Source organism: Kribbella swartbergensis (genome assembly GCF_054784135.1).
Genome location: NZ_BAAGPM010000014.1, coordinates 353095 through 377711 on the forward strand (window position 1 = coordinate 353095; position 24617 = coordinate 377711).

Sequence of the window (24617 nt, forward strand, 5' to 3'; positions counted from 1 at the left end):
TCAGGCACCCAGCATGCTCTGGCCACAGACGCGGACCACGTTGCCGGTCACGCCGGCCGAGGCCGGGTCGGCGAACCAGGCGATCGTCTCGGCCACGTCGACCGGCTGCCCGCCCTGCTGCAGCGAGTTGATCCGCCGGCCGACCTCGCGGATCGCGAACGGGATCTTCGCGGTCATCTCGGTCTCGATGAACCCGGGCGCGACCGCGTTGATCCGGATCTGCCGCTCGGCCAGCTTCGGCGCGAGCGCCTGCACCAGGCCGATCACGCCGGCCTTGGAGGTGGCGTAGTTCGTTTGGCCGTTGTTCCCCGCGATCCCGGCGATACTCGCGACCCCGATGATCGAGCCGCCGTCCCTGAGCACCCCGGACTCGAGGAGGTGGTTGGTGATCCGCTCGGGGGCGCGCAGATTCACATCCAGTACGGCGTCCCACGCGTCGGTGCGCATGTTGGCCAGCCGCTTGTCGCGGGTGATGCCGGCGTTGTGAACGACGATGTCGAGCCCGCCGTGCTGCTCCTGCGCGTGCGCCGCGATCCGCTGCGGCGCGTCGACCGCGGTCACGTCGAGCAGCAGTTCGCTGCCGCCGATCCCGGAGATCACCTTGCGCAGCGCGTCCGCGTTCTGCGGTACGTCGACGCCGATCACGGTCGCGCCGTCGCGGGCCAGGGTCTTGGCGATCGCCTCGCCGATACCGCGCGCCGCGCCGGTGACCAGGGCGACCTTGCCGGCGAGCGGCCGGTCCGGGTCGTTGCCGACCAGCGGCCCGGTCCCGACCCGGACCACCTGGCCGTCGACGTACGCCGACTTGGGCGAGAGGAAGAAGCGGAGCGTCGAATCCAGCTGCTCGTGGGCATCCGGAGCGACGTACACGAGGTTGACCGTCGCGCCGCGCTTCACCTCCTTGCCGAGGGACCGGGTGAAGCCCTCGAGTGCGCGCTGGGCGATCTGCTGCTGCACCGACTGCGCGAGCTCCGGCGTCCGCCCGACCACGATCACCCGGCCGGCCGGAGCCAGCTGGCGGATCACGGGGGAGAAGAAGCGCTGGAGGCTGGTCAGCTCGGCCGTCGAGGTCGCGCCGGTCGCGTCGAACACCAGCGCCTTCGGCCGGATCTCGCTCGACGCGATGCCCTCCGTCGCCGTACTGAACGACGCACCGATGTCCCGCAGCAGGGCCTGGATCGCCTTGCCGGTGTCGGTCTCGCCGATCGCGCCGAACACCACCGGCCCGTCGATCACCGGCGAACCCTCGGTCCAGCGCGGTAGCGGAGCCGGGTCCGGCAGGCCGAGGTTCTTCACCAGGGTCTGACCGAGCGGGGTCCGGGTGAAGGTCTGGTACCGATCCGTCATCTCAGCTCCTACTTCTCCAGAATGGCGACGACGCCCTGGCCGCCGGCGGCACAGATCGAGATCAGGCCGCGGCCGCCGCCGTTCTCGTCGAGTTGCTTGGCCAGCGCGGCGACGATCCGGCCGCCGGTCGCGGCGAACGGGTGGCCGGCCGCCAGCGAGCCGCCGTTCACGTTCAGCTTGTCCCGGTCGATCTCACCGAGCGGCGCATCCAGACCGAGCCGTTCCTTGCAGAAGATCGGATCCTCCCACGCCTTCAGGGTGGCCAGCACCTGGGACGCGAACGCCTCGTGGATCTCGTAGTAGTCGAAGTCCTGCAGTGTCAGCCCGGCCCTCTGGAGCATCTTCGGCACGGCGTACGCAGGGGCCATCAGGAGACCCTCGGCGCCCTTGACGTAGTCGACCGCCGCCGTCTGCGAGTGGGTCAGGTACGCGAGCGGCCGCAGCCCGCGTTCGGCGGCCCACTCGTCGGTCGCCAGCAGGACGGCGGACGCACCGTCGGTCAGCGGGGTCGAGTTGCCGGCCGTCATCGTCGCCGTCTCGCCCTTGCCGTAGACGGTCTTGAGCTTGGCCAGCTTCTCCAGGGTCGTGTCGGGCCGGAGGTTCTGGTCCTTCTCGAGGCCGAGGTACGGCGTGATCAGGTCCTGCTGGAAGCCGCGGTCGTAACTCTTGGCGAGGTTGATGTGGGAGCGGTACGCGAGCTCGTCCTGCGCCTCCCGGGTGATGCCCCACTCCAGCGCGGTCAGGGCCGCGTGGTCGCCCATCGACTTGCGCGTCCGCGGCTCGGCGTTGCGGGGGATCTCCGGTACGACGTCCTTCGGGCGGACCCGGGCGAGCACCTTCAGGCGATCCTGGAACGACTTGGCCCGGTTGAGGTCGAGCAGGATCTTGCGCAACCGGTCGTTGACGGCGATCGGGGCGTCGCTGGCCGTGTCGACACCACCGGCGATGCCGGCGTCGATCTGGCGGAGGGCGATCTTGTTCGCGACCAGGATCGCCGCTTCGAGCCCGGTGCCGCACGCCTGCTGGATGTCGTACGCCGGGGTGGTCGGCGCCAGCTTGGAGCCGAGGACCACCTCGCGGACCATGTTCCAGTCCCGGGCGTGCTTGAGGACCGCGCCGGCGACCACCTCACCGAGCTCCTGGCCGCCCAGGCCGGCCCGGTCGACCAGGCCGTTGATCGCGGCGGTGAGCATGTCGGAGTTGGAGGCGTGCCGGTAGGTCTTGTCCTGCCGGGCGAACGGAATCCTGTTGCCGGCGACGACGGCCACCTTGCGGGTCTCGGTCACGGTTTCTCTCCTGCTCTGCTGGAGCGGGTGGTGGTCTTCGGAAGGGCCTTGCGGCCCACTGCGGTCGCGAGCGTGGCGGTGATCGCGGTCGCCCGGACGGTAGCGACATCGGCATGATGCACGACCGGGTGCCCCGGCTGCCCGCTCGACACGATCAGGCCGACTCTTGCCATGTGCAACGACCCGAGGGTCTGGGTGCAGAGGTGGTTGGCCAGGTAGTCGGTGTCGACCTCGTCGAACACGCCCGACCGCTGGCCGGCCTCGAGGATCTTCGCGATCCGCTCGAGGGCCGCCGCCATCGCCGTACCCAGCTTCGTCATCACCGGCTCGGTGATCTCGCCGAACAGTTCGTCACCGGTCCGGCGGAGCAGACTCATCGCGCAGTCGGTGAACGCCGGGTACTCCAGGCAGAAGTCGACGAAGACTTCGCTCAGGGCCCTCAGCCGGTTGAGGGGCGCCTTGCGGGGACCATCGACACTTCCCAGCCGCTCGTCCAGCTCCCCGAGGTAGTCGACCAGGGTGAGCGCGAACAGCTCTTCCTTGCCGGCGAAATGACGGTAGATCAGGGCCTTGTTGATCCCCACGCGCTTGGCGATGTCGTCGATCTGCGCGTCGATCGTGCCGCGCTCGTCGAACAGCTCACGGGTGGCCCGGATGATGTCCCGCTCCCGGTCGCGACGGCGCTCCGCCGTGGTGCGGCGGCGTCCGATCGCGAGCAGCGCGGAGCTCATGGATCGATCTTAGCCACACCCCTGCCCCCGGGTGCAAACGACGGTTACACTCATGGGTAACATTTGGCTGTTGGGTTCGTAGCCTTGTGAGGATGTCGATGACCGATCCTGTTGTGTCCGCGGACGTGATGACGCTTGCCGGCGAACTCGGCGCCGAGCGCTCGAAGCCGGGCTGGAGCACCTTCTCGCTCGCCCTGAACGACGAGCAGAAGGAGATCCGCGACTGGGCCCACACCTTCGCCGCCGAGGTGATCCGCCCGGCCGCCGCGGAATGGGACGAACGCGAGGAGACCCCGTGGCCGGTCATCCAGGAGGCCGCGAAGGTCGGCATGTACGGCCTGGACCTCAACGTCAACCTCTTCGTCGACCCCTCGGGGCTGCTGATGCCGCTCGTCCACGAGGAACTGTTCTGGGGCGACGCCGGCATCGCGATGTCGCTGATGGGGACCGGGCTCGCGTCGTCCGCGATCTTCTCCAACGGCACACCTGAGCAGTGGAGCCAGTGGCTGCCCCGGTGCTACGGGACGCCGGACGAGGTCAAGGTTGCCGCCTTCTGCTCCTCGGAACCGGGAGCTGGCTCGGACGTGTCCGCGATCCGTACGCGGGCGACGTACGACGAGAGGACCAACGAGTGGGTGATCAACGGGCAGAAGGCCTGGGCGACCAACGGCGGCATCGCCGACATCCACGTGGTGGTCGCGACGGTCGACCCGTCGCTCGGGACCAAGGGTCAGGCGGCGTTCGTCGTACCGAAGTCCGAGGTGCGCGGACTCGAGCAGGGGACGAAGCTGCGCAAGCACGGGCTGCGGGCCTCCCACACCGCGGACGTCTTCTTCGACAACGTCCGCATTCCGGCCGGGAACGTGCTCGGCGGTAAGGAGAAACTCGACGCCCGGCTGGCCGACGCCCGCGCCGGGAAGAGCCGGAACCGCAACGCCTCCATGGCAACCTTCGAGATGACCCGCCACCTCGTCGGCGCCCAGGCGATCGGGATCGCGCGGGCTGCCTACGAGGTGGCCTTGGAGTACGCGAAGGGGCGCGAGCAGTTCGGCCGGCCGATCATCGACAACCAGGGGATCGCCTTCAAACTCGCCGACATGGCCCTGGAGATCGACGCCGCCCGGCTGCTGGTGTGGCGCGCCGCCAACATGTCGTCGGCCCTGATGCGCGGCGAAACCCCCGACTACCGCCACGGTGAAGGCTCGATGGCCAAACTCAAAGCCGGCGAGGTCGCCGTCCGCGTCACCGAAGAAGCCATCCAAATCCTCGGCGGCAACGGCTACACCCGCGAATACCCCGTAGAACGCATGCACCGAGACGCCAAGATCTACACAATCTTCGAAGGCACCTCCGAAATCCAACGCCTGGTCATCGCCCGCGCGATCTCGGGGATGCGGATCCGGTAGGCGTTTCCGCAGGTCAGAGGCCGATTTGAGGTTGGTCGTGGCACAGGCCGTCGTCCGGCTCCCAGGAGGCAGTGGGGGAGCGGACGACGGCCTGCTCCGTGACTGCTACGTGAGATTTCAGAGAGAAGAGCCGGGCCAGCCTGGAGTCCACGGCCTTCCGCGCCCGCTCGTGCGATGACGGCAGCATGTGGGCGTACAGCCTCAGCGTGAACCCAGGGCCTCCATGGCCGAGGTACTCCGCCAACGCCTTGATGTTGACGCCATCAGCCAGCGTGATGCTCGCGGAGTAGTGCCGCAGCGCATGCATCCCGTTCTCCCGGCCGGCACGTACTGCCGCCTGCCGCGCCGGTCCGTCTTCGGCTCCGCGATCACGCCCGCATAGAACAGCCCTGGTTTCCAAACCAACTCGTCGTACGAGCCCGGATGTGCTTGTCATCCGTCCACCGGAACATGAGCTTGACGGTACGCGGCTCCCCGTCCGTCCTCTCCCAAGGCAAGGTGTACGGGCGTGGCGCGCAAGCCTCGATGTGCTCCTTGAGGACCAGCGCAGTCCCGTCAGACATCGGCACCGTCCACTCCGTGTCGTTCTTCGGCAAGGCGAACACGAACTCCCGCCCAAGCTTCTTCACCTGCCGCCGAACGTGGATGACCATCTCCTCGAAGTCGACGTCCTCCTCAGCCAGCCCAAACAACTCACCCTGCCGCAGCCCACACGCCGCGCCCACAGACGCGATTGGCCGATACTCCGGCGCATGCCCTTCAACGATCCGGAGCACCACGTCGTCGCTCCACGCAACGGTCCGGCCGCTCTTCTCGGCCGGCACTTTGACCGATCGCCCCTTGGCCGGGTTCTTCTTGATCGCCTCGTCATCAACCGCGATCTCCAACGTCCCATGCAACACGAGGAACGCCGTACGCGCGGTCGACGGCCCGAACCGCGCATCCAGATCGGCAACCCAAGCCGCGATCTCCGACGGCTTGATCGTCCGCAACTGCCGCCGCCCAAACACCGGATCCACATGCAACCGCAACGACGACTCATACCTGATCACCGAAGCCGGATCCACCACCCGCGAAGCCAACCACCGCTCCGCAACCTCCCCAAACCGGACCTTCCCAGCCTCCTCGTCGATGCCGCTCTGCATCGCCCTGGCCGTCCGCGAAATGCACATGAGCCTGGCCGAAGCCCTCTGGTCAGCCACCGCAGGCGGCGCCGCCTCGCTCCGCCGCGACAACATCGGCCGCGTGACCATAGGCGCTCGCGCCGACCTGGCCGTCCTCGACGCCCCTCCTATCTCCACCTGGCCTACCGCCCCGGCGTACCCCTCATCACCCAAAACCTAGCTAGCTGGCCGCCCCCACTGGTGACCACTACGCTCTGCACCCGCCGCGAGCTCTTCAGTCCCACGACCCTCCAATTTCTCATCAATGAGTAATGGGGTTCTTCCGCAGCGTGATGAAGTCCGTAACGAATGGTTCGTGGTTGCATCTTTTCGCTTCTATCTGGGTTGACAGAGAGCGACTTGGGCTACGGTTTGCCACAAGGGGAGAGTCACAATCCGGGGGGCCGGCATGCCGAAACGTTTCGCGACCGCATTTTTCGTTCTCACTACTGCGGTCCTGATGGTGCTAGGCCTCACCGCCCCGCCCGCGCTGGCAGCTGAGGGTGATCCTGCGTCCTCCGTTGTGGCGACGTGGTCCTGCACCAGCAGCCCGTGCCCGTGGGGCCCGTCGAACACCAGCAACACGGGCGTCTGGCCGGCCGCGGCCGAGCCGGTCCGGACCCGCTACGGCTATACCGTCTCCCACGACGTGTACGCCCCGGCGCCCAAGGTGGCGGGCTGGAAGATCACCGTCACCTCCGGCAGCGCCACGGTTTACGCGGGCCCGGCCGACGACTCGCACTCGTCGCTGGCCACGCTGACCGCCGGCGAGAGCTACACCGTGTCGAGCACCCTGAGCAGCAACAGCATCGTCAGCGTGCAGAGCGGCTCCGCGTTCGAGTACACGATCACCCCCGGCACCCCGACCGACCCCCCGCCGCCGGCCTCCGGCGATGGCTCGGTGCTGGCCACCTGGAACTGCACCAGCAGCCCCTGCCCGTCGGGCCAGAGCTACACCAGCAACGCGGGCGTCTGGCCAGCCGCGGCCCAGCCTGTTCGGGCCCGCTACGGCTACACCGTCTCCGCCGACGTCTACGCTCCGGTGTCCAAGGTGGCCGGCTGGAAGATCACCGTCACCTCCGGCCGCGCCACGGTCTACGCGGGACCGGCCGACGACTCGCACTCCTCGCTGGCCACGCTGTCGGCCGGCGAGAGCTACACCGTGTCCAGCACGCTCAGCAACAGCAGCATCGTGAGCGTGCAGGACGATGGCGCGTTCCGGGTCACCTTCACTCCGGGCGAGCCGACCACGTCGCCGGCGTCCGGCGACGGTTCGGTGCTGGCCACCTGGAACTGCACCGGCACGCCCTGCCCGTCGGGTGCGAGCTACACCAGCAACGCGGCGGTCTGGCCCGCGACGGCCGAGCCCTCCCGGGCCCGCTACGGCTACACCGTCTCCCACGACGTGTACGCCCCGGCGGGGAAGGTGGCCGGCTGGAAGATCACCGTCACCTCCGGCAGCGCCACCGTGTACGCGGGCCCGGTCGGGGACTCGCACTCGTCGCTGGCCGCGCTGTCGGCCGGGGAGAGCTACACCGTGTCGAGCACCCTGAGCAGCAGCAGCATCGTCAGCGTGCAGAGCGGCTCCGCGTTCGAGTACACGTTCACCCCGGGTGAGCCGGTCACGCCCCCGCCGGCCGGCGACGGCGAGTCGGCCCGGGTGACCTGGACCTGTACCAGCAGCCCGTGCCCGTGGGGTCCGTCGGACAGCGGGTACGCCGCCGTCTGGCCGGCCGAGACCGACCCCAGCCGGGCCCGCTACGGCTACACCGCCTCGCACGACGTCTACGCGCCGGCGCCGCAGGTGGCGAACTGGAAGATCACCGTCACCTCGGGCAGCGCCACCGTGTTCTCCGGCCCGGTCGGGGACTCGCACGCGTCGCTGGCCAACCTGTCGGCCGGCCAGAGCTACACCGTGCCGACCACTCTGAGCGGCAGCAGCATCGTCAGCGTGCAGAGCGGTTCGCCGTTCGAGTACGCCTTCGTGCCCGGCCCGGCGGTCCCGCCGACGCCGCCCGACTGTACCGACCCCACCACCTGCGACCCGGTCTCCTGGGTCAACGCCCGCTGGCGCTACGCCGGCACCGGCGAGAACCCCGGTGACTGGTACGGCGGCGTGATCACCTGGCCGGTCGGCACGGCCTACCAGGGCAACGGCCGCTCCGGCGACAACGCGCGCAACGTCTACTCGGAGTCGGGCGTTCCGCTCTACCCGTACATGGGTGCCTGGGCCGATGGGTGCACCGTCCGCGTGGTCACCGGCCGGGTCCTGATCATCGAGTGGGAGCGCGGTACGGACGAGTGGCGGGAGACCCGCGTGAACGCCGGCCAGGCGTACACCATCTCGCTCAGCGGCTCCGAGGACGGCGCCATGATCGAGACGGACAACGAAGTCGAGCCATTCACGGTCTCGGTGAGCAACTGCACCCCGCGGCCGCTCTCGGAGTCGAACAACCGCCTCCCGGTGGCGAACGCCGGTGCGCCGCAGTCGGTCGAGGTTGGTACGACCGTGACCCTGAACGGGTCCGGCACCGACGCCGACGGCGACGACCTCACCTACGCGTGGACCCAGACCGGTGGACCGGCGGTGACGCTGTCCAGTACGACGGCGGCGCAGCCGACCTTCACCGCCCCGTCCTCGGCGTCCACGCTGACCTTCAGCCTGGTCGTGCGGGACGGCAAGGCGGACAGCGCGGCGGCGACCACCACGGTGACCACCACCCCGGTCAACCAGGTGCCGGTGGCGAACGCCGGTACGACGCAGACGGTCAACACGGGTACCACGGTGACGCTGGACGGTTCCGGCAGCCGCGACGCCGACGACGACCCGCTCACCTACACATGGACCCAGACCGGTGGGCCGGCAGTGACGCTGTCCAGCCAGGCGGTGCAGAAGCCGACCTTCACCGCCCCGGCGACACCGGCCACGCTGACTTTCAGCCTGGTCGTGCGGGACGGCAAGGTGGACAGCGCGGTGTCGACCACCACGGTGACCGTCACCGATCCGAACCTGGCCCGGGGCAAGACCGCCACCCAGTCGAGCACCAGCGGTACCGCGGTGGCGGCCCGGGCGGTGGACGGCAACACCAACGGCGTGTTCGCGAGCGGCTCGGTGACCCAGACCAACACCTCCATCCAGCCGTGGTGGCAGGTCGACCTCGGTTCCGCGGCGGCCGTCTCCACGGTCACGGTGTGGAGCCGGACCGACTCGAACCGGATGGGCAGCGGCTCGGTGTTCATCTCCTCGACCGACATGACCGGCCGGTCGATGTCCTCGCTGCGGGCCGACGACTCGGTGAAGGAGATGTCGTTCTCGGCGTTCTCGTCCACCACCGACAGCCTGACCCTGAACGCGGGCAACGCCACCGGCCGGTACGTGCGGGTGCAGCTGTCGAGCATCTTCACCACCCTGAACCTGGCCGAGGTGCAGGTCGGCGGCACCACCGGCACCGTGAATCTGTCCACCAACCGGCCGGCCACGCAGTCGTCGACCGACGTCGGCACCGCCGCCCGGGCCGTGGACGGGAACACCAACGGCGTCTTCGCCGCCGGGTCGGTGAGCCGGACAGCGTCCAGCTCGCAGCCGTGGTGGCAGGTCGACCTGCTGACCAGTTCCCGGATCGGCAACGTCACGGTGCACAACCGGACTGACGCCGCGACCGACAAGTTGAACAACGCGGTGGTGTTCCTTTCCACCGCCAGCATGTCGGGCCGGACCTACACCCAGCTGATGGCCGACTCCACGGTGACCAAGCTGAACCTAGGGGCGACGCCGGGGGCGGTCACCAGTCTGCCGACCAACACCGTGGCCCGCTACGTCAAGGTGCAGTCGCCGGCCACCAGCGCCGGTGTGATCAGCCTGGCCGAGGTCACGGTAACGGGCACCCAGCCCAACTGACGCACGGCCAGGGATCCGTCTCGGTTCGTTCCATCGACGAAGCACAACCTCCCTGAACATCACAACTAGCCGACGCTGCTAACGCACCTGGTAACAGTAGGCGTAGACATGCGTGGACAGCGGCGGACGCTCGCCTCGATGAGCCGCCGCCGTCGCGGACGACGGAACGGCTGCGGACGCTGTGAACTCGACTACGGATCAGAAGGCGGCGACCGACGTGCCCCGAAGGGCCCTGAATAGCCGTCAACGACCCCCACCGCTGAGCGCGACCACTGCTAAAGGTCGGGCGTCGCGGCGCGGTGGGGGCGACGGACTTGCAATCAGCCGCCCGTGGCCGCGAGACCGGGCAGGCGAGCACAGTCAAGTCGGCCGTCAGCTGGGGCTGGGTGGACGCACGGTTTCGGAAATCGCGGGACTCCCTCGACAGCGCCGCTCGCCAAGCCCTCTCAAGCTATCAACACTTCGGACGGCCGATGGCAAGGGGCCTAGTCGTGGTCAATAGGTGAACTGCATCGGCCGGGTGTCCACAGGCCGCGGAGCGCCGGAGCGGGCCTTACCCAAGTAGCTCCTGAGTAGATGGTTCTTGCGTCAAACAAGTTGCTATGGGCAAGTTCCTGCTCCGTCACAGCTCCGTGGGACGCTGACAAACGACGATCACGGTTGATCAGCAATGAGAAGCAAACCCGCAGGTCAGACGCCATATGTGGTGTCCTTCGACTCACTCGGCGTGAGGCTGGAGGAGATCTACACCATCTTCGAAGGCACCTCAGAAATAGCCCGAGCCATCTCCGGAATGCGCATCCGGTAGGTGTTGTGCAGGTCAGAGGGTGATCCAGGGTCTCTGTGTCCTAGGTACTCCGCCAGCTCCTTGATGTTGACGTCATCCGCGCTCAGGTCGGTCAACGGCGCACCTGATAGCGCAGGTGAAGTACCCGGTTGCCCTGAATCACCACGTCAGGATCCTCCAACAGGTGCTGCGCGTGGACCGACCCGAAGTAGCGCTTGCCGGAGCCGAACACGACGGGTACGACGTCCATGCGCACCTCGTCGACCAGACCCGCGGCAAGCATCTGGCCACCGACGTCGCCGGCGGCGACCTCGACTATGCGGTCACCCGCAAGCTCTTGCGCCCTGGCCATGGCTGCCTCGACGCCGTCGACGAAGTGAAACGGCGCCTTGGGGTCCCAGCCCTCGGGCTCGGGCCGGTGCGTCACGACGACCACGTGGTCGATCCCGCTCGGAGGCTTCCCGTCCCAGCCGTCGGTCATGTCGAAGACGTGACGACCGGCGACTGTCACCCCGATCTGGTCCCAGTACGCCCGGGTGTAGTCGTAGGACGTCTGCGACACCTTCAAGACGCCGCTCTCGTCCAACGGCACGTCACCGCTGGTCAGCCAGTCGAACAGCGGTCCAGGCTGGTCGTTCTCGTCCGCGACGAAGCCGTCCACCGACACCGAGGCGTACATGACCACCTTGCCCATCAGGCTCTCCTATGCTTTGGGGTGCCCCAAAAGTAGCGTGTCGTGAGCTGCCGCTCTTGTAAGAAATCAATCGGCCGGCAGCGGCCAGCTGTCGAGCGTGTGGCCGGGATGTTCGCGCAGGAACCGCCGCCGGACTTCGACGTACCGGGTCGGCGTGAGCCCGGTGAACGCCCGGAACTCGTGGCCGAAGTGGGCCTGGTCGAAGTAGCCTGCGCGACCGGCGAGCTCGCCCCAGTCGATCGGTTCGGCGGGGTTGATCGTCAGCACGGTGGCGGCGAAGCGGTGGGTGCGGGCCAGCCGCTTCGGCGTGACGCCGATGAGCTCCTTGAACCGCTTCGCCAGATGAGTGCTGCTGACACCGGCTGCCACGCTCAGGTCGCCGACCGGCACCGCCCCGCTGGTCGCCGCGATGACGCTGCTCGTATGACGGACCAGCCCCAGGCCGGCGGTCTCGCACAGCCGTCGCATCAGCTCCTCCTCGAGCAGCGTCAGCATCTCGTGTGGTCGGTCCGCCGTGGCCAGCCGGTCTCGCAGCTCAGCAATGGCGGACCGTCCCCAAACCTGCTCTACCGTCACCGCCCGATCACACAGCTCGGCCGCAGGCATCGGCAGGAACGGCGCCAGCCCCCACGGCTTGAAGTGCACGCCGACGGACCGGGTCCGGAGTGGGTAGCCGAAGTCCCACGCGCGGGTGGGCATGGTGACCACGCAGCCGTCGGCGTACTCGGCCGTCTCGATGTCGGTGCCGCCGCGGATGCGGAACGGCGCGCCGAGGTTGACGATGAGCAGCGCCGACGGCGCCGGCGGCAGCGTCAGCCGGGCGTACGGCGCCGCACCCTCCAGGTAGTAGAGGTCGTCGATCAGCCCGTCCAGCGGCGGTCGCGGCACTCTGGACACGTACTCCACGCCCACAGCATCGCCCACGCCCCGCCGGCATCGCGCGCCGGGATGGCCCAGCCGCGCTGCCGCAGCATCGAGCCGACGCCGATCCCGGACGAGCGCCCGGCCGCGGACACTTGCGTGGGATACGCGTGCTGCGTGAGCAATGGAGGGTCCTCGGCCCTCCACGATGCCGAGAGCCGGGGCGCGGGAGCTGAGGCGGACGGCGGGGCGGACTCGGAGGGCTTGCCGTTCGAGCCGCCGGCGGGGAGCTGACGCTGGAGGAACTTGGGCGGATCGCGGGTCAGGTGGGGCGGCAGCGGTCGCTGTGGGAGGACAAGCTGCGCCAGACCCAGGATGAGCGGACGTATGCGGAGGTGTTCGCCAGCGAACACCTCGGAGTGTGGGCCATCTCGTGGATGGCCGAGGATCACGGCACCGGCTACCACGATCACGACCGGTCGCGAGGGGCGGTGTTCGTTGCCAAGGGCACGATCCGGCACGAACACCTCAAGTTGGGTCGGCAGCCGGTCGGGCGCGCCGTGCCGTCAGGGGAGACGTTCAGCTTCGACGAGACCTTCATCCACGGGACGCGGCGGGAGCCGAATGCCGGCGACACCGTTACGATCCACGCGTATTCGCCACCGTTGAAGGAGACCGGGCAGTACGCCGAGTCGGAGACCGACGGTCTGCTCCACCGCCGTCCGAGTCCTGTCGAGGAGCAACTCGTTCCGCACGGTGACCAGGGAACTCCCAGCACGGCATCGGGACCGGAGGCACAACTGTCACCTGACGGCGAGGCGCTCACCTCGCGCTGAACTCAGATCAGCGAGAGCACGGCGCGGTTCGCCCAGTCGAAGTACCGGATTGCCACTGGACGTCCTCCGCTGTGCTGGTTGCGCTGTCAGCACGTTCGCAATCGAGGCCGGCGTCGCGCGAGCAGGAGGGTCTCGCGCGACGCACGAAGGGGCGCTCGATGGTCAGGGTGCCTTGGCGATGACGTCCGCGACGATGTCGGCGGCGATCTCGTGGAGTTTGGTGTTGCTGGTCTGCGAGATGCGTACCATGAAGCCGAAGGCCCGGTTGGGATCGATCTGGTAGCGCTCCATGGTGATGCCGATCGCCTGTCCGATCAGATGCCTCGTGTGCACCGCCTCGTTCAAGGTTTCGTCCTGACGGCTCCATCCCAGCGCCGCCGCGGCCAGGTTCGCGAAGAGCACGCCCAGCTGGCGGGTCTCCACTGTGATGCGGTACGGGTGCTTGGAGTACAGGTTGACGCCGCCACGGACGTGGGGGTCCGCGCGGAACTGGAATGCCAACTGTGACCTGATGCCGAACTCCTTCACCGCTCTCGGCCCGTACGACGGCCAGCGGAGATCGTTGCTGATGTCATCGACCTGGACCAGCGGCTCGGCGAGCACCGCTTCGAGGCATGGCCCTTCGCTCAGTTCGTACTGCAGCGCGTCGAGCTGAACCGCGACCTCGTCGGTCGGCGCCAGGGTCTGGATCTTTCCGTCCCGGCCGGTGATCGAGAGGCTCGCATGGTCGATTCCCGGCACTGCCGCGACCGCGCCGGCCGTGATTTCTTCCAGCGTCTGAGCGATGTCGATCGGGTACCGCAGCGAGTCGGCGACGCGGGCCATGACCGCGACAAGATCCGGTTGTTCCATGTCTTCGGTCCGATCCAGCCTTCGCCCCAGTGGCAAGGGCCCTGCTTGTGGAGAACCGAAGATGCTCCAGCTGACTGCTGAAAAGAAAACCGCCGGTCTTTCGACGGTACTCCCGTACAGCACACGACGCCAGCACTCGGCGACGTGTCGGGGATTCGCCGTTGTGGTCGCCGCAAAGTGATGGAAACGTCAACTGACGCCTTGGTGGTTTTCTAACTGGTAATTGATCTTGTCGACCTTGACGGCATATTTCCGTGAGGCCTCGCTCAAGGCCGGCCGGCACCCGCAGAAGCGGTCGTCGAAGCCGCCGTCGTCAGGAGTCGTGTATCGGTTGTGGCCGACTGTCTTCGAGCATGCCAGGGTCTTGCTGGTGGACTCCTTCGGCGTGAGCCCGGAGGGTGCCGATGCGCTGCTGCGAGGCTGGTCCGTGCAGTACCAGACGTCGACTGGGGTGGTGGGATGTGTTCTCGTCCACCAGATCTGGCAAGGCCACCAGCTGTGTGTTGATCGAGCGCTGGTCCGCGCGCTCGAGGATGCTCTACGCCGATGCGAACGGCAACGGAGCCCCCAAGCGCCTGGCGGGTGAGTAGCGTCAGCGTGTGCTTCTGAGGGCGGTGAGTTGGAGTTCGGCGAACAGTCCGACTGCGGCGGCCTGGGCCAGGACGAAGGCGACACCGAGGCCGGTCAGGTCGAGGAAGACGACCAGGGCAAGGCTGGCAGCCACCCAGATCGCGTTGATCGCGATCACCTCGGTCACGGCCGTGCGGTTGATCGCCGGACGCCGGCTGATCAGGAGGAGCGCGGCCGCCCAGGCCAGCAAGAAGGCTCCCGCGCCGGCGCTGAGCGCGATGGGCAGTCCGAGCGGATCCTTCAGCGCCCAGCCGGCGGCCAGCAGCAGTACGCCGAGGCCTCCCGAGGCGACCGCATCCAACCGGACGACCCGGGTGAGGAACCGGTTCTCGACGATGTTGCTGTTGCTGACGGCGATCGAGGGAGTGGTCATCGCGGTTACCTCCAAGGTGTGAAATCGGTTGATGGGTACAACCGTGCCCTCGACGCCCGCCGTGCGTCGATGACCTCGGAGGTAATGCCCCTGACCACGTCAGCGGTCAGCGGGTGGTGAAATGCGCTGGGTGTGCTGGTTCTATCGTTTGGTCGCCGTGGTGGATCACCAGGGTGTCGGCAGTCTCGAGCGCCCCGAGCCCGTGTCCGATCAGTACGACGACCCGCCCGGCGTCGACCAGGGGCGCAAGCCGGCCAGGTGCCGGCGCGCCGGGTTTGGTCGGCGCGCCGGCGGAGGGTTAGTAGACCTCGCTCTTGTTGTTGTTGATTTCGTCGAGGATTCGGATTGCGTCGCTGTAGCGACCGGAGGTGCTGCTGTCGACTGGCAGGGCGAGCGTGGCGATGGAGAACAAGCCCGCGGCGCGGACCGTCGCCAGGCCGTGCTCGGCGGCTGTCTTGGAGGCGATGTTCGTCGAGGCGTTGATGCGCCGCGTCGCCAGGTTGAGGTAGGTCGCGAGGAGTTGTGACCGCAGCGACCTCGCCTGCGTGCCGGAAGCGGTGAACGTTGCCGCCGCCTCGGCGATCGAGAGCCGGCCGTCCGGTGTCGATCCGTCGGCGCCGTCGAAACGCTGATCGGTCGCCTGGATCCGGGCGAGCAGCTCAGCCGTCCAGAGCTCAGGGTGCGTCTTCCAGAAGCCCTGGCTGAGTGGATCGCGAGTCGGCGTGACCTCGGTGATGGTCGTGGTCTGAGCTGCCGTGACCGGTGTGTAGGCGCAGTCGTTGGTGTTGGTGAAGGTGATTGTCGCACCGTTGTCGACCGAGCTTCCGCCAGCGAGGAGCAGACTCGGCCGAGCCGTGTACTCGATGGTCTTCGGGCCTGAGTTGCCGCCGAGTGTGCCGATGTTCCAGGTGAGCGTGGTCGTGCCGTCCACGTTCGGTGTGACGGTGTCGGGTCGTGGTCCGGAGCCTTGGTCCAGGGCCTTGCTGTAGTAGACGTCGGCCGGGAGCTTGTCTGTGATGGTCACGTTGGCCGCGGCACCGCTGCCGGTGTTGTCATAGGTGATCCGGTAGGTGATCGCCTCGCCGGCGTTGGTGCTGCTCACAGCAGTCTTGGACAGTGTCAGCACTGGGGCGTGAACCGTCGTCGTGACGGAATCGGTGCCAGAGACCGGGTTCCCGATCAGGTCGGTACCAGTGGCCTTTGCGCTGGTTGTCAGGACCGTGCCATCGGTCGTGGTGCACGGAACGAGGAAGCTCGTTGCCCGGGAGTCCTCGGCTCCGACGGTCAGTGTGCCCAGGTCGAAGGACGTCTGTGTGCCGTTGGGCAACGTATCGGTGAGCTTCGTGACCAGAGCAGGGCCTCGCCCGGTGTTGCCGGTCTTGATGGTGTAGTCGAGTGTGTCGCCCGGGCTCGCGTCGCTCGGCCCCGTCTTGTCGACGGACAGCGCCGGTCGCACCAGCTCCTCCGTCGAGGCGCGCGCCGCGATGATCGCATCGGGGTCGGGCTCGTCGTCGACGGGCGTTCCGGCGGTCTGGAAGTTCGCGATTGTGCGGAATCCGTAGAAGATGCTGTTCCAGTCCTCGAAGCCGGGAAGGTTGCTGAAGGTCGCCGCCTCACCGGCGTCCTGGGTGCCGTCGCGTCCGCGTCGTTGAAGTCGCCGTTGATGTTGGCCTGCACGTTGGCCGTGTTCGGGGCCGCGCAACTGGTTCCGGTCAGTCCGCCGGCGCCGTTCCAGTCGAAGCTGCCGAGCCCGAGCCCGATCCCCGCGCATTCGTCGAGACCTGGTGGATTGACCTCGTTGAGGGCGGGCAGGTTGGTGCGGGAGAAGTCGCATCCGCCGGGCAGTCCGCCGACGGCGGGGACACCGCACATCTGCACGTTGTTGGGCGTGTTGGCGGGCCCGGTGCTGATCCCGTAGTTCATCACGCTGAGGTAGTTGGGCTTGTTGTTGAAGCCGTCGACGCCGCCGTGGCCGAGGCCGAGCGTGTGGCCGAACTCGTGCATCAGAGTGCCGGCCTGCTGGTTCTGGCTGCCCACGGAGAGCCCGCCCGCATCGGTGCCCCAGCAGGGGTTTCCGTTCGCCCGGGTGCCGCCTAGCGTGACGAAGAAGTTCACGCCGGGGATGCCCTTGGCCCCACCGGAGGTGCAGTCGTTCGCCGCCCTGCGGGTGTTCGTCTGGTGGCCGAAGATTCCGTAGCGGAAGATCAGGTCGCGCTGGCTGTTGAAGTTCGCCGTTCTCAACGTGATGAAGTTCGTTCCCGCGCGTCCGGCTGCGCCGTCCCAGTCGATGATGAGGTTGCCCGCCTCGGCGATCTGGCTGCCACCGCCGCCATAGTTGCCGAAGGTACCTGTGACGGCTCCGGCGGGAGCGGCCGCCCTCGGTACGTTCGTGGCCGCTCCGGCAGCCTGGCCGTACAGGTTTCCGATGTCGACGTGCAGTTGGATGCCTGTGGTGCCGTCGAGATTGCCGACCGGGGCGTCGGCGAACGACTGGACGACGGTCTGCACTGCTCCTTGCACCGGGCAATGAGTGTGCGCGGTCGCCGCGGTGTTGTCGACGAGACAGTCGATCTCCAGGAACAGGTCCTTGCGCTGGGTGCTGGCACCCATCGCCGGGAGGTTGACGTCGATGGTGCCGTCTCCGTTCGGGTTGAAGCCGTTGCGCTCCCAGCCATCGAGGAGGAAGTCGCCGTCGGCGTCACCACTGGCCGAATCGACGCTGATGTCGAAGCAGACCTTGACCGCCTCGCCGCCGTCGCCGGTGACACAGTTGGCCGGCCAGTTGACCGGGCCGGTCCATCGGCCGTTGGCGAGATTGACGGTGAGGGTGACGGTTTCGCCGGCGCCTGGCCGGATGTCGAGCTGGTCGTCGTTCGACTCGAACACGCCGGTGTCGTCGCAGAACGCCGTACTGCAGTCGTCGTGATCCCAGATCGAGAGGGTCACCGACGCCGCGGGCGATGAGTCGTCGACCACCTGCACAGTGCTCGAAATCGGCCAGTACGGCGTGATGTTCGGGTCGTCGTCGACATGGGTGGCGAAGCTCGGGCCCGGTTGCATGGCGCCACCGGCGAACTCGACCCCCGCGTAGAAGTCCGCGTCGCTGCGGCCGATGCCGTCGAGGTCGTCACCGACGCCGTCGACGCTGGTGATCGTGACCGTCACCGGAACGGAGTGTGCTGCGGTCGCCCGTTCGCTTGCCGCCAGAGCAAGCCAGGCGACGAGAGCCAGGATGACGAGCGGCACTGTGGCGACTCGCGTGCGCGTGTAGGTGCTCATTCGGTTGCCCCCTCAACCGGAGCGCAGCCTGAGCCCAGACCCCCCGCGCACCGGACCAATGGATGGGGTACTGCCAGCAGTGAAGGGCGGACGAAGCAACGTCGCACCGAGCCCCCCAGCTCCAGACCCCCAAAGTTCTTCCAATATGGGTGCCGCCGGCAACCGGGTCAAGCGACTCTGCCCGAACAGGCAGTGAGCTGTCCGGCGAGGTGAAGGTCGTCCCGGATGCCGTCAGCTCGGGCTCGAGGCGCGTGGAGGGCGCGTCACGAAAGGCTTCCGGTCAGGGGATGGGTGACGCCGAGCGGATGGACGTGCACGGTGACCTCGTGCAGGTGTGGCGTCTTGGTGAGGAGCTGGTGTTCCACGACCTCGGCGATGCTGTGGGCCTGCGCCACGGAGAGGTGCGGCTCGACGGCGATCTCGGTGTCGGCGATGAGGCGGTGACCGCTCCATCGGGCGCGCATCGTCTCGACCTCGGCTACGCCGTCGGTGGCGCGTGCCGTGTGTGTCATCCGGTCGATGATGTCGTCGTCCACGCCGTCCATGAGCCGGCGGATCGTGACGCGCAGCGAACTCACCAGGATGCCGAGGATGGCGACGGCGATGAACAGGCCGACGAGGGCGTCGGCACGCGCGAACCCGAGCCAGACTCCGATCACACCGACGACGACGGCGATCGAGGTGAACCCGTCGACGCGGGCGTGCTGACCCTCGGCGATCAGGGCCGCGGAGCCGATGCGCCTGCCCGCGCGGATGCGGTAGATCGCCACGATCTCGTTCCCCGCCGCGCCGACGATGCCGGCGGCGAAGACCCAGCCGAGGTTGGTCAGCGGGTGCGGGGTGACCAGCGCGTCGACGGACTCCCAGATGATGAGGCCGGCTGAGGCCGCGATCATCAGGGAGATGAAGAGACCGACAAGGTCCTCCGCGCGGCGATAGCCGTACGGGTAGCGCTTGGTTGCGGCGCGCTGCCCGATCTTGAAGGCGATCACCAGCGGGATGGTGGTCGCGGCATGGCCGAGGTTGTGCACCGTGTCGGCGAGGAGGGCGATCGACCCGGATGCCCAGACAATGACGACCTGGAGCAACGCGGTGAGCATCATGCCGGCCAGGCCGATCCAGGCGGCGCGAATACCTTCCCGACTGGCTTCCTGGGCGGACTGAATCACCTCGTTCGAGTCGTGAGCGTGTGGCACGAGGACGTGCCTGACCTTCGCCCACACCCCGCCGCCATGGTCGTGATCGTGATGATCGCCGTGCCCGTGTCCGTGCCCATGCCCGTGCCCGTGATCGTTGCCATGCCTAGGCCCGTTGCCATGCCCACGCCCGTTGCCATGCGCATGCCGGCTGCCTTGCCCGTGCCCACCGCCGTGACCGTGCACGTCGCCGTGCACATCGCCGTGACTATGCCCGTCGCCGTGCCCGGGTTCAGCGGCGTGCTGGTGGCCAAGCTGTTCATTGGCGTCGTCGGGGTGCCTGTGATCGTGCTCTGTGGCGCTCATCGGCTCTCTTCGTCGTCGGCTCTGTCAGGTACCGGTGGCTAGATCGAGTGGCTCACCGGGCGGGGCGCGCTGCCGGAGCATCTGCTTGCTTGCGTACTTGCGCATATAGAAGAGAGTAGGCGGGTCTCACCTGGCTCAGCAACCGGAGTTCGATTGCCGGGAGGACTGCTGGCAGGTAGGTGTAGTCCTCCCGAACTGCGACCAGACGGTGTGGTCGGGAATGTCCGGGTGTGGGTAGCGCGCGGGTAAATACGCCGGCCAGTTCGATGCTGCAGGCAACAACGTGAGGCGAGCCGCCGCCCGCCAAGCACCAGGCGGGCGGTGGTGATGATGTGCACGGCGGCTGCCGCAGGGGAGGGCCGTGGGCGAGCGGCGCCCTCGATGCGCGCTGGAGACGAGTCGGACGGGTTGAATGGCCCGTCGCCGCGAGGTCAAGGGGCAGAGGGTGCAGAGGGGTGCGGAGGGTCCAGAGGGTGCGACCGGGGAGGTCGTGACGGAGTAACCGTGCGTGGGCGCCGCCCAGGACTGCTGCGCACGCGGGATCATGACCGGTTCGGCGAGGCGGGCGATGACGACGATCACCGTGCCGAACGGGCTGTGCTCGCCTTGACTCGATGAGATGGCTCAGTGAGTATTGAGTCAATGGATGTTGAGCGAGGTTCGTTGGTGGGGCGGGCGCGGATTCATGCGGCGCTTGGGGATCCGGTGCGGCTGGCGGTTGTGGACATGCTGGTGGCTGGTGATGTGGCGCCGGGGGAGCTCGGCGGGGCGTTGGAGCTGCCGACGAACTTGGTCGCTCATCACCTGAAGGTGCTCGAGGATGCGGGCCTTGTCGTCCGGACTCGGTCGGAGGGGGACAGGCGCCGTACGTATGTGAGGTTGCGGGCCGAGGCGTTGGCCGCGATCACCACACCGCGGTTCAGGGCGGTCTCGCGGGTTGTATTCGTCTGCACGCAGAACTCGGCTCGTTCGCAGCTCGCGGCGGGTATCTGGTCGCGGCGCAGTCGCGTCCCCGCGCTCTCCGCCGGCACGCAACCGGCCGATCGGGTCCATCCTCGTGCGGTGAAGGTGGCGCGCCGCCACGGTCTGGACCCGTCCGGTTGGCGTACGGCGCACGTGAAGGACGTCGTACGGCGGGACGACCTGTTGATCGCCGTTTGCGACAACGCGCACGAGCACCTGCCGGCCGAACAGCGTCCGCGACTGCACTGGTCGATTCCCGATCCGGCACCGGCGGGCACCGACGCCGCATTCGAGGCCGCCTACACCGAACTCGCCGACCGGATCGACCGGCTGGCGCCCGCCCTCTCACCCGATACGGCAGACACCCCCAGGAGCCCTCGATGACCGAACGATCTTCCGTCGACCAGCGGGTCGTGTGGAGGCGCGCGTGACGGTCGTGCCGTTGTGGCGGCGGGTGGTGGCGGAAGGGGTCGGGACTGGGCTGTTGGTGACTGTGGTGGTCGGGTCTAGGATTGCGGCGGCGTCGCTGTCTCCTGGTGACGTCGGGCTGCAGTTGCTGGAGAACTCGTTCGCCACTGCGCTTGGGCTCGCGGTGCTGATCCTGATATTCGGGCCGGTCTCCGGCGCGCACTTCAACCCGGTGGTGTCCGCGGCCGACTGGTGGCTCGGGCGCCGTACTGGGGCCGGCCTGACGCTCGCCGAGTTGGCCGTCTACGTGCCCGCTCAGGTCGTCGGCGGCATCGGCGGAGCAGTCCTCGCGAACCTCATGTACGGCGAAGCCGCGGTGTCTTGGTCGACGACGGAACGCAGCTCAGGACACCTGTACATCGGGGAGATCGTGGCGACCGCGGGACTGATACTGCTGATCTTCGCGCTCGCCGCATCGGGTCGATCCCAGTTCGCTCCGGCGGCGGTCGGTGCGTATATCGGAGCGGCGTACTGGTTCACGTCGTCGACCTCGTTTGCCAACCCCGCCGTCACCGTCGGACGTGCTTTCAGCGACACGTTTGCTGGAATCGCACCCTCGTCTGTTCCCGGCTTCATCGCTTTCCAGGTTGTCGGCGCCGTGGTCGGCGTTGGCCTGCTGGCATTGGTGTACCCCGGCGCCGGCCGCGCTGCCGACGATGTTGTCACCCGTCACTCCGACATTGCAGGAGCAACCTCGTGAGCAAGCCCAGTGTTCTTTTCGTCTGTGTCCACAATGCCGGGCGGTCCCAGATGGCGGCGGGCTGGCTGCGTCACCTTGCCGGTGACCGGATCGACGTCCGATCCGCCGGCTCCGAACCGGCCGGGAAGATCAACCCCGTCGCCGTCGAGGCGATGCGCGAGGTCGGGATCGACATCACCGGCGCCGAACCGCATTTGCTCGACACAGAGGACGTCCGCGCCAGCGACGTGGTCATCACCATGGGCTGCGGCGACACCTGCCCGATCTTGCCCGGAAAACGCTACGAGGACTGGGAACTCACCGACCCCGCCGGCCAGCCGATCGACGCCGTACGCCGGGTCCGCGACGAAATCCGCACCCAAGTCGAAAAGCTGCTCTCCGAATTGCGGCAGTGACCTTAGGCACCTGCGGCCGGACCGAACCACTTGGTTAGGTGGGGGACGAGGTCTTGCTGGTTTTCGCCTAGCCAGGCGACGTGGCCGTCGGGGCGTAGGAGTACTGCGGGGGCGTCCAGGTCCTCGCTGGTGTCGATGACGTGGTTGATCCGGTCGGACCAGCCCTCCACCGAGAGGCGGCCGGTTTGGTCGAGCAGGAGGCCTCGGCCGTCGTGCATCCGGTCGTAGAGGCGGCCCTGCTTGAGCTCGAGGTCCCGCAGACGGCGGCCGAGGAGTTCGTGGCCTTCGCCGAAGTCGTAGCGGATCGCGATCGCGGTGATCTTCTCGATCAGGTAGCGGTTCACGTTCTCGAAGTCCATCAATTCCGCCAGCAGCCGGCGCACTGCCTGGGGGCCGGGGTCGGTGGACATCAGTTCCATCTGCGCTTTGGTGTTGTTCAGCACGTCCGCGGCCCATGGGTGCCGTTCGGTGTGGTAGGTGTCCAGCAGGTCCTCGGGAGCCCAGCCGTTGATCGCGGCGGCCAGTTTCCAGCCGAGGTTGAGCGCGTCCTGGATGCCGAGGTTGAGGCCCTGCCCGCCGGTCGGCGGGTGGATGTGCGCCGCGTCACCGGCAAGGAACACGCGACCGACGCGGTAGCGCTCGGCCAACCGGGTGGCGTCGCCGAAGCGGGAGAGCCAGCGCGGTGAGTGGACGCCGAAGTCGGTCCCGGCGTACACCTGCAACTGCCGCTTGAACTCCTCGAGGGTCGGCGGGACCGTGCGGTCCTCGGCCACGTCCGCAGCGGGTACGCCGATGCGGTACTCGCCGTCGCCGAGCGGCATCGAGCCGAACCGGAGCTGTGTCTTGCGGACCTCGGCGTTCGCGGCGGCCAGCGTTTCCGGTGACGCGGTCACCTTCATCTCACCCAGCAGCGTGTCGTTCCTGCTGGGCTCGCCCGGGAAGCCGACGCCGAGCAGTTTGCGTGCGGTACTGCGGCCGCCGTCGCAGCCGACCAGGTAGCGCGATTGCAGCCGCGTGCCGTCGGCGAGTTCGGCAGTCACGCCGTTCTCGTCCTGGGTCAATCCGATGACTGCCGAACCACGCCGTACCTCGGTGCCGAGCTCGGTGGCGCGCTCGGCCAGCAGGCGGTCGGTGATGGTCTGCGGCAAGCCGAGGACGTACCCGTGTGCGGTGTCCAGCCCCACCGGCGACGGCTTGCTGATGCCGGCGAAGAAGCCGCCGAGCGGGTACTTCGTTCCGTGCTCGAGGAACCGGTCCAGCACGCCGCGCTGGTCCATCACCTCGATGCTGCGCACGTGTAGCCCGAGCGAGCGGACCACCGGGGTCGGCTGTTCGTCCTTCTCCACGACGAGCACGCGTACGTCGTGCAGCCGCAACTCGGCGGCCAGCATGAAACCGGTCGGCCCACCGCCGGCAATGATCACGTCGAACATGAACCGCCCATTCATTTGCGAGGTCTCAGCCAGTCGCTTCGCGAAAAGACAAATCTCTTTGATTTGCGCAGGTCTGGCTCCGGCCGGTGATTCTCCTGCACGAACGGGGGCTTGCGGCAAGTCCCCCCGTGCGTTATATGTTGATTACGGCAAGGAGAAACTCTCCTTGCCTTTGCTTTGTGGGGGAGTGCGCAGAGGTGGCGGCGCTCTGGGCGAACGAAGGGTGGGCGGTGTCGATCCCCGAGCGTCGGTTGACGCCGGGACACCTGACCATCACCAGCCGCCGGCCGAATCAGCCGCTCGACCAGGCCGCCGCGGAAGGGCTTCTCGAGGCCTATCGCCGTACTCGTGCCGGATTGTGGGACGTCGGCAACTATCGCGGCTTCGCCGTGAGCTTCGCAGTCGGCTGGCGCCCCGACGAGGACGGAGTCGGCGAGCCGGATCCGGTCGACGGTTTCGCCATTCATGTGTTCGGGCGTCGACGGGGCGACTCGGTGTCGCCGGTGCGCGTGATGGCGGTTCCGCGGCCGCAGCGGACGTACGCCGTACCTGCTGATCGGACCGAAGTCGCCGGGTTCAGATCCGCGCTCGCGTCGGCCGCCGAGATCGCGGTGCCTGGTCCTAAAGAGGAGGCCTGCGACGGGTGCACAGCCGAGGCACAGGAACTCTGGCTGGCCGGCGATGTTCGTGTCATCCGGCCGCGGCGGACGATCATCGAATCTCAAGTGATCGTCTTGCCGGTGCGCCATGTGGTGAGCGCGGGCGACCTGACGCCGGTGGAGCTCGTCTCGATCGGTTCACGTCTGCGAGAGGTTCTGGACGCGTTCAAGGGGAAATGCACCGGGTTGAGCTGCTTCCTGAACGACGGCAGCGAAGCCCGGCAGGAGACGCCGCATGTGCACATCCATGTCTTCGGCCGCTCCCGGCGCGAGCCGGCCAACCCCTTCAAGCTCCTCGCCGTCGGGAATGAAGGCGCCCGTCTACCGTGTTGACATGTCAACTGGATGATCGGG

Annotated in this window: 22 protein-coding genes and 1 pseudogene; 10 read left to right on the top strand and 13 right to left on the bottom strand. The window is 67.8% G+C overall.

Going from position 1 to position 24617, the window contains the following annotated elements; all coding sequences use genetic code 11:
• Genes ACYVOK_RS08540 through ACYVOK_RS08550 form a run of 3 tightly spaced genes read right to left on the bottom strand, consistent with a single transcriptional unit; the run spans nucleotide 1 to nucleotide 3364 of the window.
• On the bottom strand, nucleotides 1-1347 hold the full coding sequence (locus ACYVOK_RS08540) for a 3-oxoacyl-ACP reductase (RefSeq protein WP_460661728.1): 1347 nt from the start codon (nucleotides 1345-1347) through the stop codon (nucleotides 1-3).
• 8 nt (nucleotides 1348-1355) lie between these two features.
• A complete protein-coding gene (locus tag ACYVOK_RS08545; protein ID WP_460661729.1) occupies nucleotides 1356-2633 on the bottom strand; it encodes an acetyl-CoA C-acetyltransferase in 1278 nt (425 codons plus the stop codon).
• The gene (locus ACYVOK_RS08550) at nucleotides 2630-3364 is read right to left on the bottom strand and encodes a TetR/AcrR family transcriptional regulator (RefSeq protein ID WP_460661730.1); all 735 of its coding nucleotides are present in this window, start codon (nucleotides 3362-3364) and stop codon (nucleotides 2630-2632) included. Before ACYVOK_RS08550 ends, ACYVOK_RS08545 begins: the two co-directional genes overlap by 4 nt.
• A gap of 98 nt (nucleotides 3365-3462) precedes the next feature.
• On the opposite strand from ACYVOK_RS08550, the gene ACYVOK_RS08555 reads away from it, so the two are divergent.
• Nucleotides 3463-4770 carry an acyl-CoA dehydrogenase family protein gene (locus ACYVOK_RS08555; protein ID WP_460661731.1) on the top strand — a complete coding sequence of 436 codons (1308 nt, stop codon included), beginning with the start codon at nucleotides 3463-3465 and terminating at the stop codon, nucleotides 4768-4770.
• Between the two features lie 13 nt (nucleotides 4771-4783).
• Here ACYVOK_RS08555 and ACYVOK_RS08560 read toward each other — a convergent pair whose 3' ends face one another.
• Nucleotides 4784-5077 (bottom strand): hypothetical protein, encoded by a 294-nt coding sequence (locus ACYVOK_RS08560; RefSeq protein WP_460661732.1) that lies wholly within the window; start codon nucleotides 5075-5077, stop codon nucleotides 4784-4786.
• 61 nt (nucleotides 5078-5138) lie between these two features.
• The gene (locus tag ACYVOK_RS08565) at nucleotides 5139-5942 is read right to left on the bottom strand and encodes a tyrosine-type recombinase/integrase (RefSeq protein ID WP_460662186.1); all 804 of its coding nucleotides are present in this window, start codon (nucleotides 5940-5942) and stop codon (nucleotides 5139-5141) included.
• On the opposite strand from ACYVOK_RS08565, the pseudogene ACYVOK_RS08570 reads away from it, so the two are divergent.
• The 3 genes and pseudogenes from ACYVOK_RS08570 to ACYVOK_RS08580 form a co-directional block, all read left to right on the top strand.
• Nucleotides 5863-6206 (top strand): annotated as a pseudogene (locus ACYVOK_RS08570) (amidohydrolase family protein); the annotation flags it as partial. The gene ACYVOK_RS08565 and the pseudogene ACYVOK_RS08570 overlap by 80 nt on opposite strands.
• Before the next feature lie 187 nt (nucleotides 6207-6393).
• On the top strand, nucleotides 6394-9831 hold the full coding sequence (locus tag ACYVOK_RS08575; protein WP_460661733.1) for a PKD domain-containing protein: 3438 nt from the start codon (nucleotides 6394-6396) through the stop codon (nucleotides 9829-9831).
• A 670-nt stretch (nucleotides 9832-10501) separates the two neighbouring features.
• Entirely contained in the window at nucleotides 10502-10639 is a 138-nt protein-coding gene (locus tag ACYVOK_RS08580; RefSeq protein WP_460661734.1) for a hypothetical protein, read from the top strand.
• Between the two features lie 91 nt (nucleotides 10640-10730).
• On the opposite strand, the gene ACYVOK_RS08585 is transcribed toward ACYVOK_RS08580, so the two are convergent.
• Entirely contained in the window at nucleotides 10731-11312 is a 582-nt protein-coding gene (locus ACYVOK_RS08585; RefSeq protein WP_460661735.1) for a dihydrofolate reductase family protein, read from the bottom strand.
• A 66-nt stretch (nucleotides 11313-11378) separates the two neighbouring features.
• A complete protein-coding gene (locus ACYVOK_RS08590) occupies nucleotides 11379-12218 on the bottom strand; it encodes a helix-turn-helix domain-containing protein (protein WP_460661736.1) in 840 nt (279 codons plus the stop codon).
• Between the two features lie 281 nt (nucleotides 12219-12499).
• Here ACYVOK_RS08590 and ACYVOK_RS08595 point away from each other — a divergent pair, with 281 nt between their 5' ends.
• Nucleotides 12500-13009, top strand: coding sequence for a cupin domain-containing protein (locus ACYVOK_RS08595; protein ID WP_460661737.1), 510 nt, complete (start codon nucleotides 12500-12502; stop codon nucleotides 13007-13009).
• Between the two features lie 162 nt (nucleotides 13010-13171).
• Here the strand turns inward: ACYVOK_RS08595 and ACYVOK_RS08600 are convergent, their stop codons facing one another.
• The 5 genes from ACYVOK_RS08600 to ACYVOK_RS08620 form a co-directional block, all read right to left on the bottom strand.
• A complete protein-coding gene (locus ACYVOK_RS08600) occupies nucleotides 13172-13861 on the bottom strand; it encodes an ANTAR domain-containing protein (RefSeq protein WP_460661738.1) in 690 nt (229 codons plus the stop codon).
• Between the two features lie 592 nt (nucleotides 13862-14453).
• Nucleotides 14454-14864, bottom strand: a complete 411-nt coding sequence (locus ACYVOK_RS08605) for a hypothetical protein (protein WP_460661739.1) — start codon at nucleotides 14862-14864, stop codon at nucleotides 14454-14456.
• 298 nt (nucleotides 14865-15162) lie between these two features.
• Nucleotides 15163-16248, bottom strand: coding sequence for a hypothetical protein (locus ACYVOK_RS08610; protein WP_460662187.1), 1086 nt, complete (start codon nucleotides 16246-16248; stop codon nucleotides 15163-15165).
• Nucleotides 16149-18143, bottom strand: coding sequence for a hypothetical protein (locus tag ACYVOK_RS08615; protein WP_460661740.1), 1995 nt, complete (start codon nucleotides 18141-18143; stop codon nucleotides 16149-16151). Before ACYVOK_RS08615 ends, ACYVOK_RS08610 begins: the two co-directional genes overlap by 100 nt.
• 263 nt (nucleotides 18144-18406) lie before the next feature.
• Nucleotides 18407-19339 carry a cation diffusion facilitator family transporter gene (locus ACYVOK_RS08620; protein WP_460661741.1) on the bottom strand — a complete coding sequence of 311 codons (933 nt, stop codon included), beginning with the start codon at nucleotides 19337-19339 and terminating at the stop codon, nucleotides 18407-18409.
• Between the two features lie 36 nt (nucleotides 19340-19375).
• Between ACYVOK_RS08620 and ACYVOK_RS08625 the strand changes: the two genes are divergently transcribed.
• The 4 genes from ACYVOK_RS08625 to ACYVOK_RS08640 all read left to right on the top strand — a co-directional run bounded on the left by ACYVOK_RS08625 (nucleotide 19376) and on the right by ACYVOK_RS08640 (nucleotide 22171).
• Nucleotides 19376-19687: a hypothetical protein gene (locus tag ACYVOK_RS08625; RefSeq protein WP_460661742.1), complete on the top strand. Its 312-nt coding sequence runs from the start codon at nucleotides 19376-19378 to the stop codon at nucleotides 19685-19687.
• A 600-nt stretch (nucleotides 19688-20287) separates the two neighbouring features.
• Nucleotides 20288-20992 (top strand): arsenate reductase/protein-tyrosine-phosphatase family protein, encoded by a 705-nt coding sequence (locus ACYVOK_RS08630; RefSeq protein WP_460661743.1) that lies wholly within the window; start codon nucleotides 20288-20290, stop codon nucleotides 20990-20992.
• A gap of 31 nt (nucleotides 20993-21023) precedes the next feature.
• The gene (locus ACYVOK_RS08635) at nucleotides 21024-21776 is read left to right on the top strand and encodes an aquaporin (protein ID WP_460661744.1); all 753 of its coding nucleotides are present in this window, start codon (nucleotides 21024-21026) and stop codon (nucleotides 21774-21776) included.
• Complete coding sequence (locus ACYVOK_RS08640) at nucleotides 21773-22171, top strand: arsenate reductase ArsC (protein ID WP_460661745.1); 399 nt, start codon at nucleotides 21773-21775, stop codon at nucleotides 22169-22171. Before ACYVOK_RS08635 ends, ACYVOK_RS08640 begins: the two co-directional genes overlap by 4 nt.
• Nucleotides 22172-22173: 2 nt before the next feature.
• Here the strand turns inward: ACYVOK_RS08640 and rox are convergent, their stop codons facing one another.
• Complete coding sequence (rox, locus tag ACYVOK_RS08645; RefSeq protein WP_460661746.1) at nucleotides 22174-23604, bottom strand: rifampin monooxygenase; 1431 nt, start codon at nucleotides 23602-23604, stop codon at nucleotides 22174-22176.
• 86 nt (nucleotides 23605-23690) lie between these two features.
• Here rox and ACYVOK_RS08650 point away from each other — a divergent pair, with 86 nt between their 5' ends.
• Entirely contained in the window at nucleotides 23691-24596 is a 906-nt protein-coding gene (locus ACYVOK_RS08650) for an HIT family protein (RefSeq protein ID WP_460661747.1), read from the top strand.
• Nucleotides 24597-24617 lie beyond the last annotated feature (21 nt).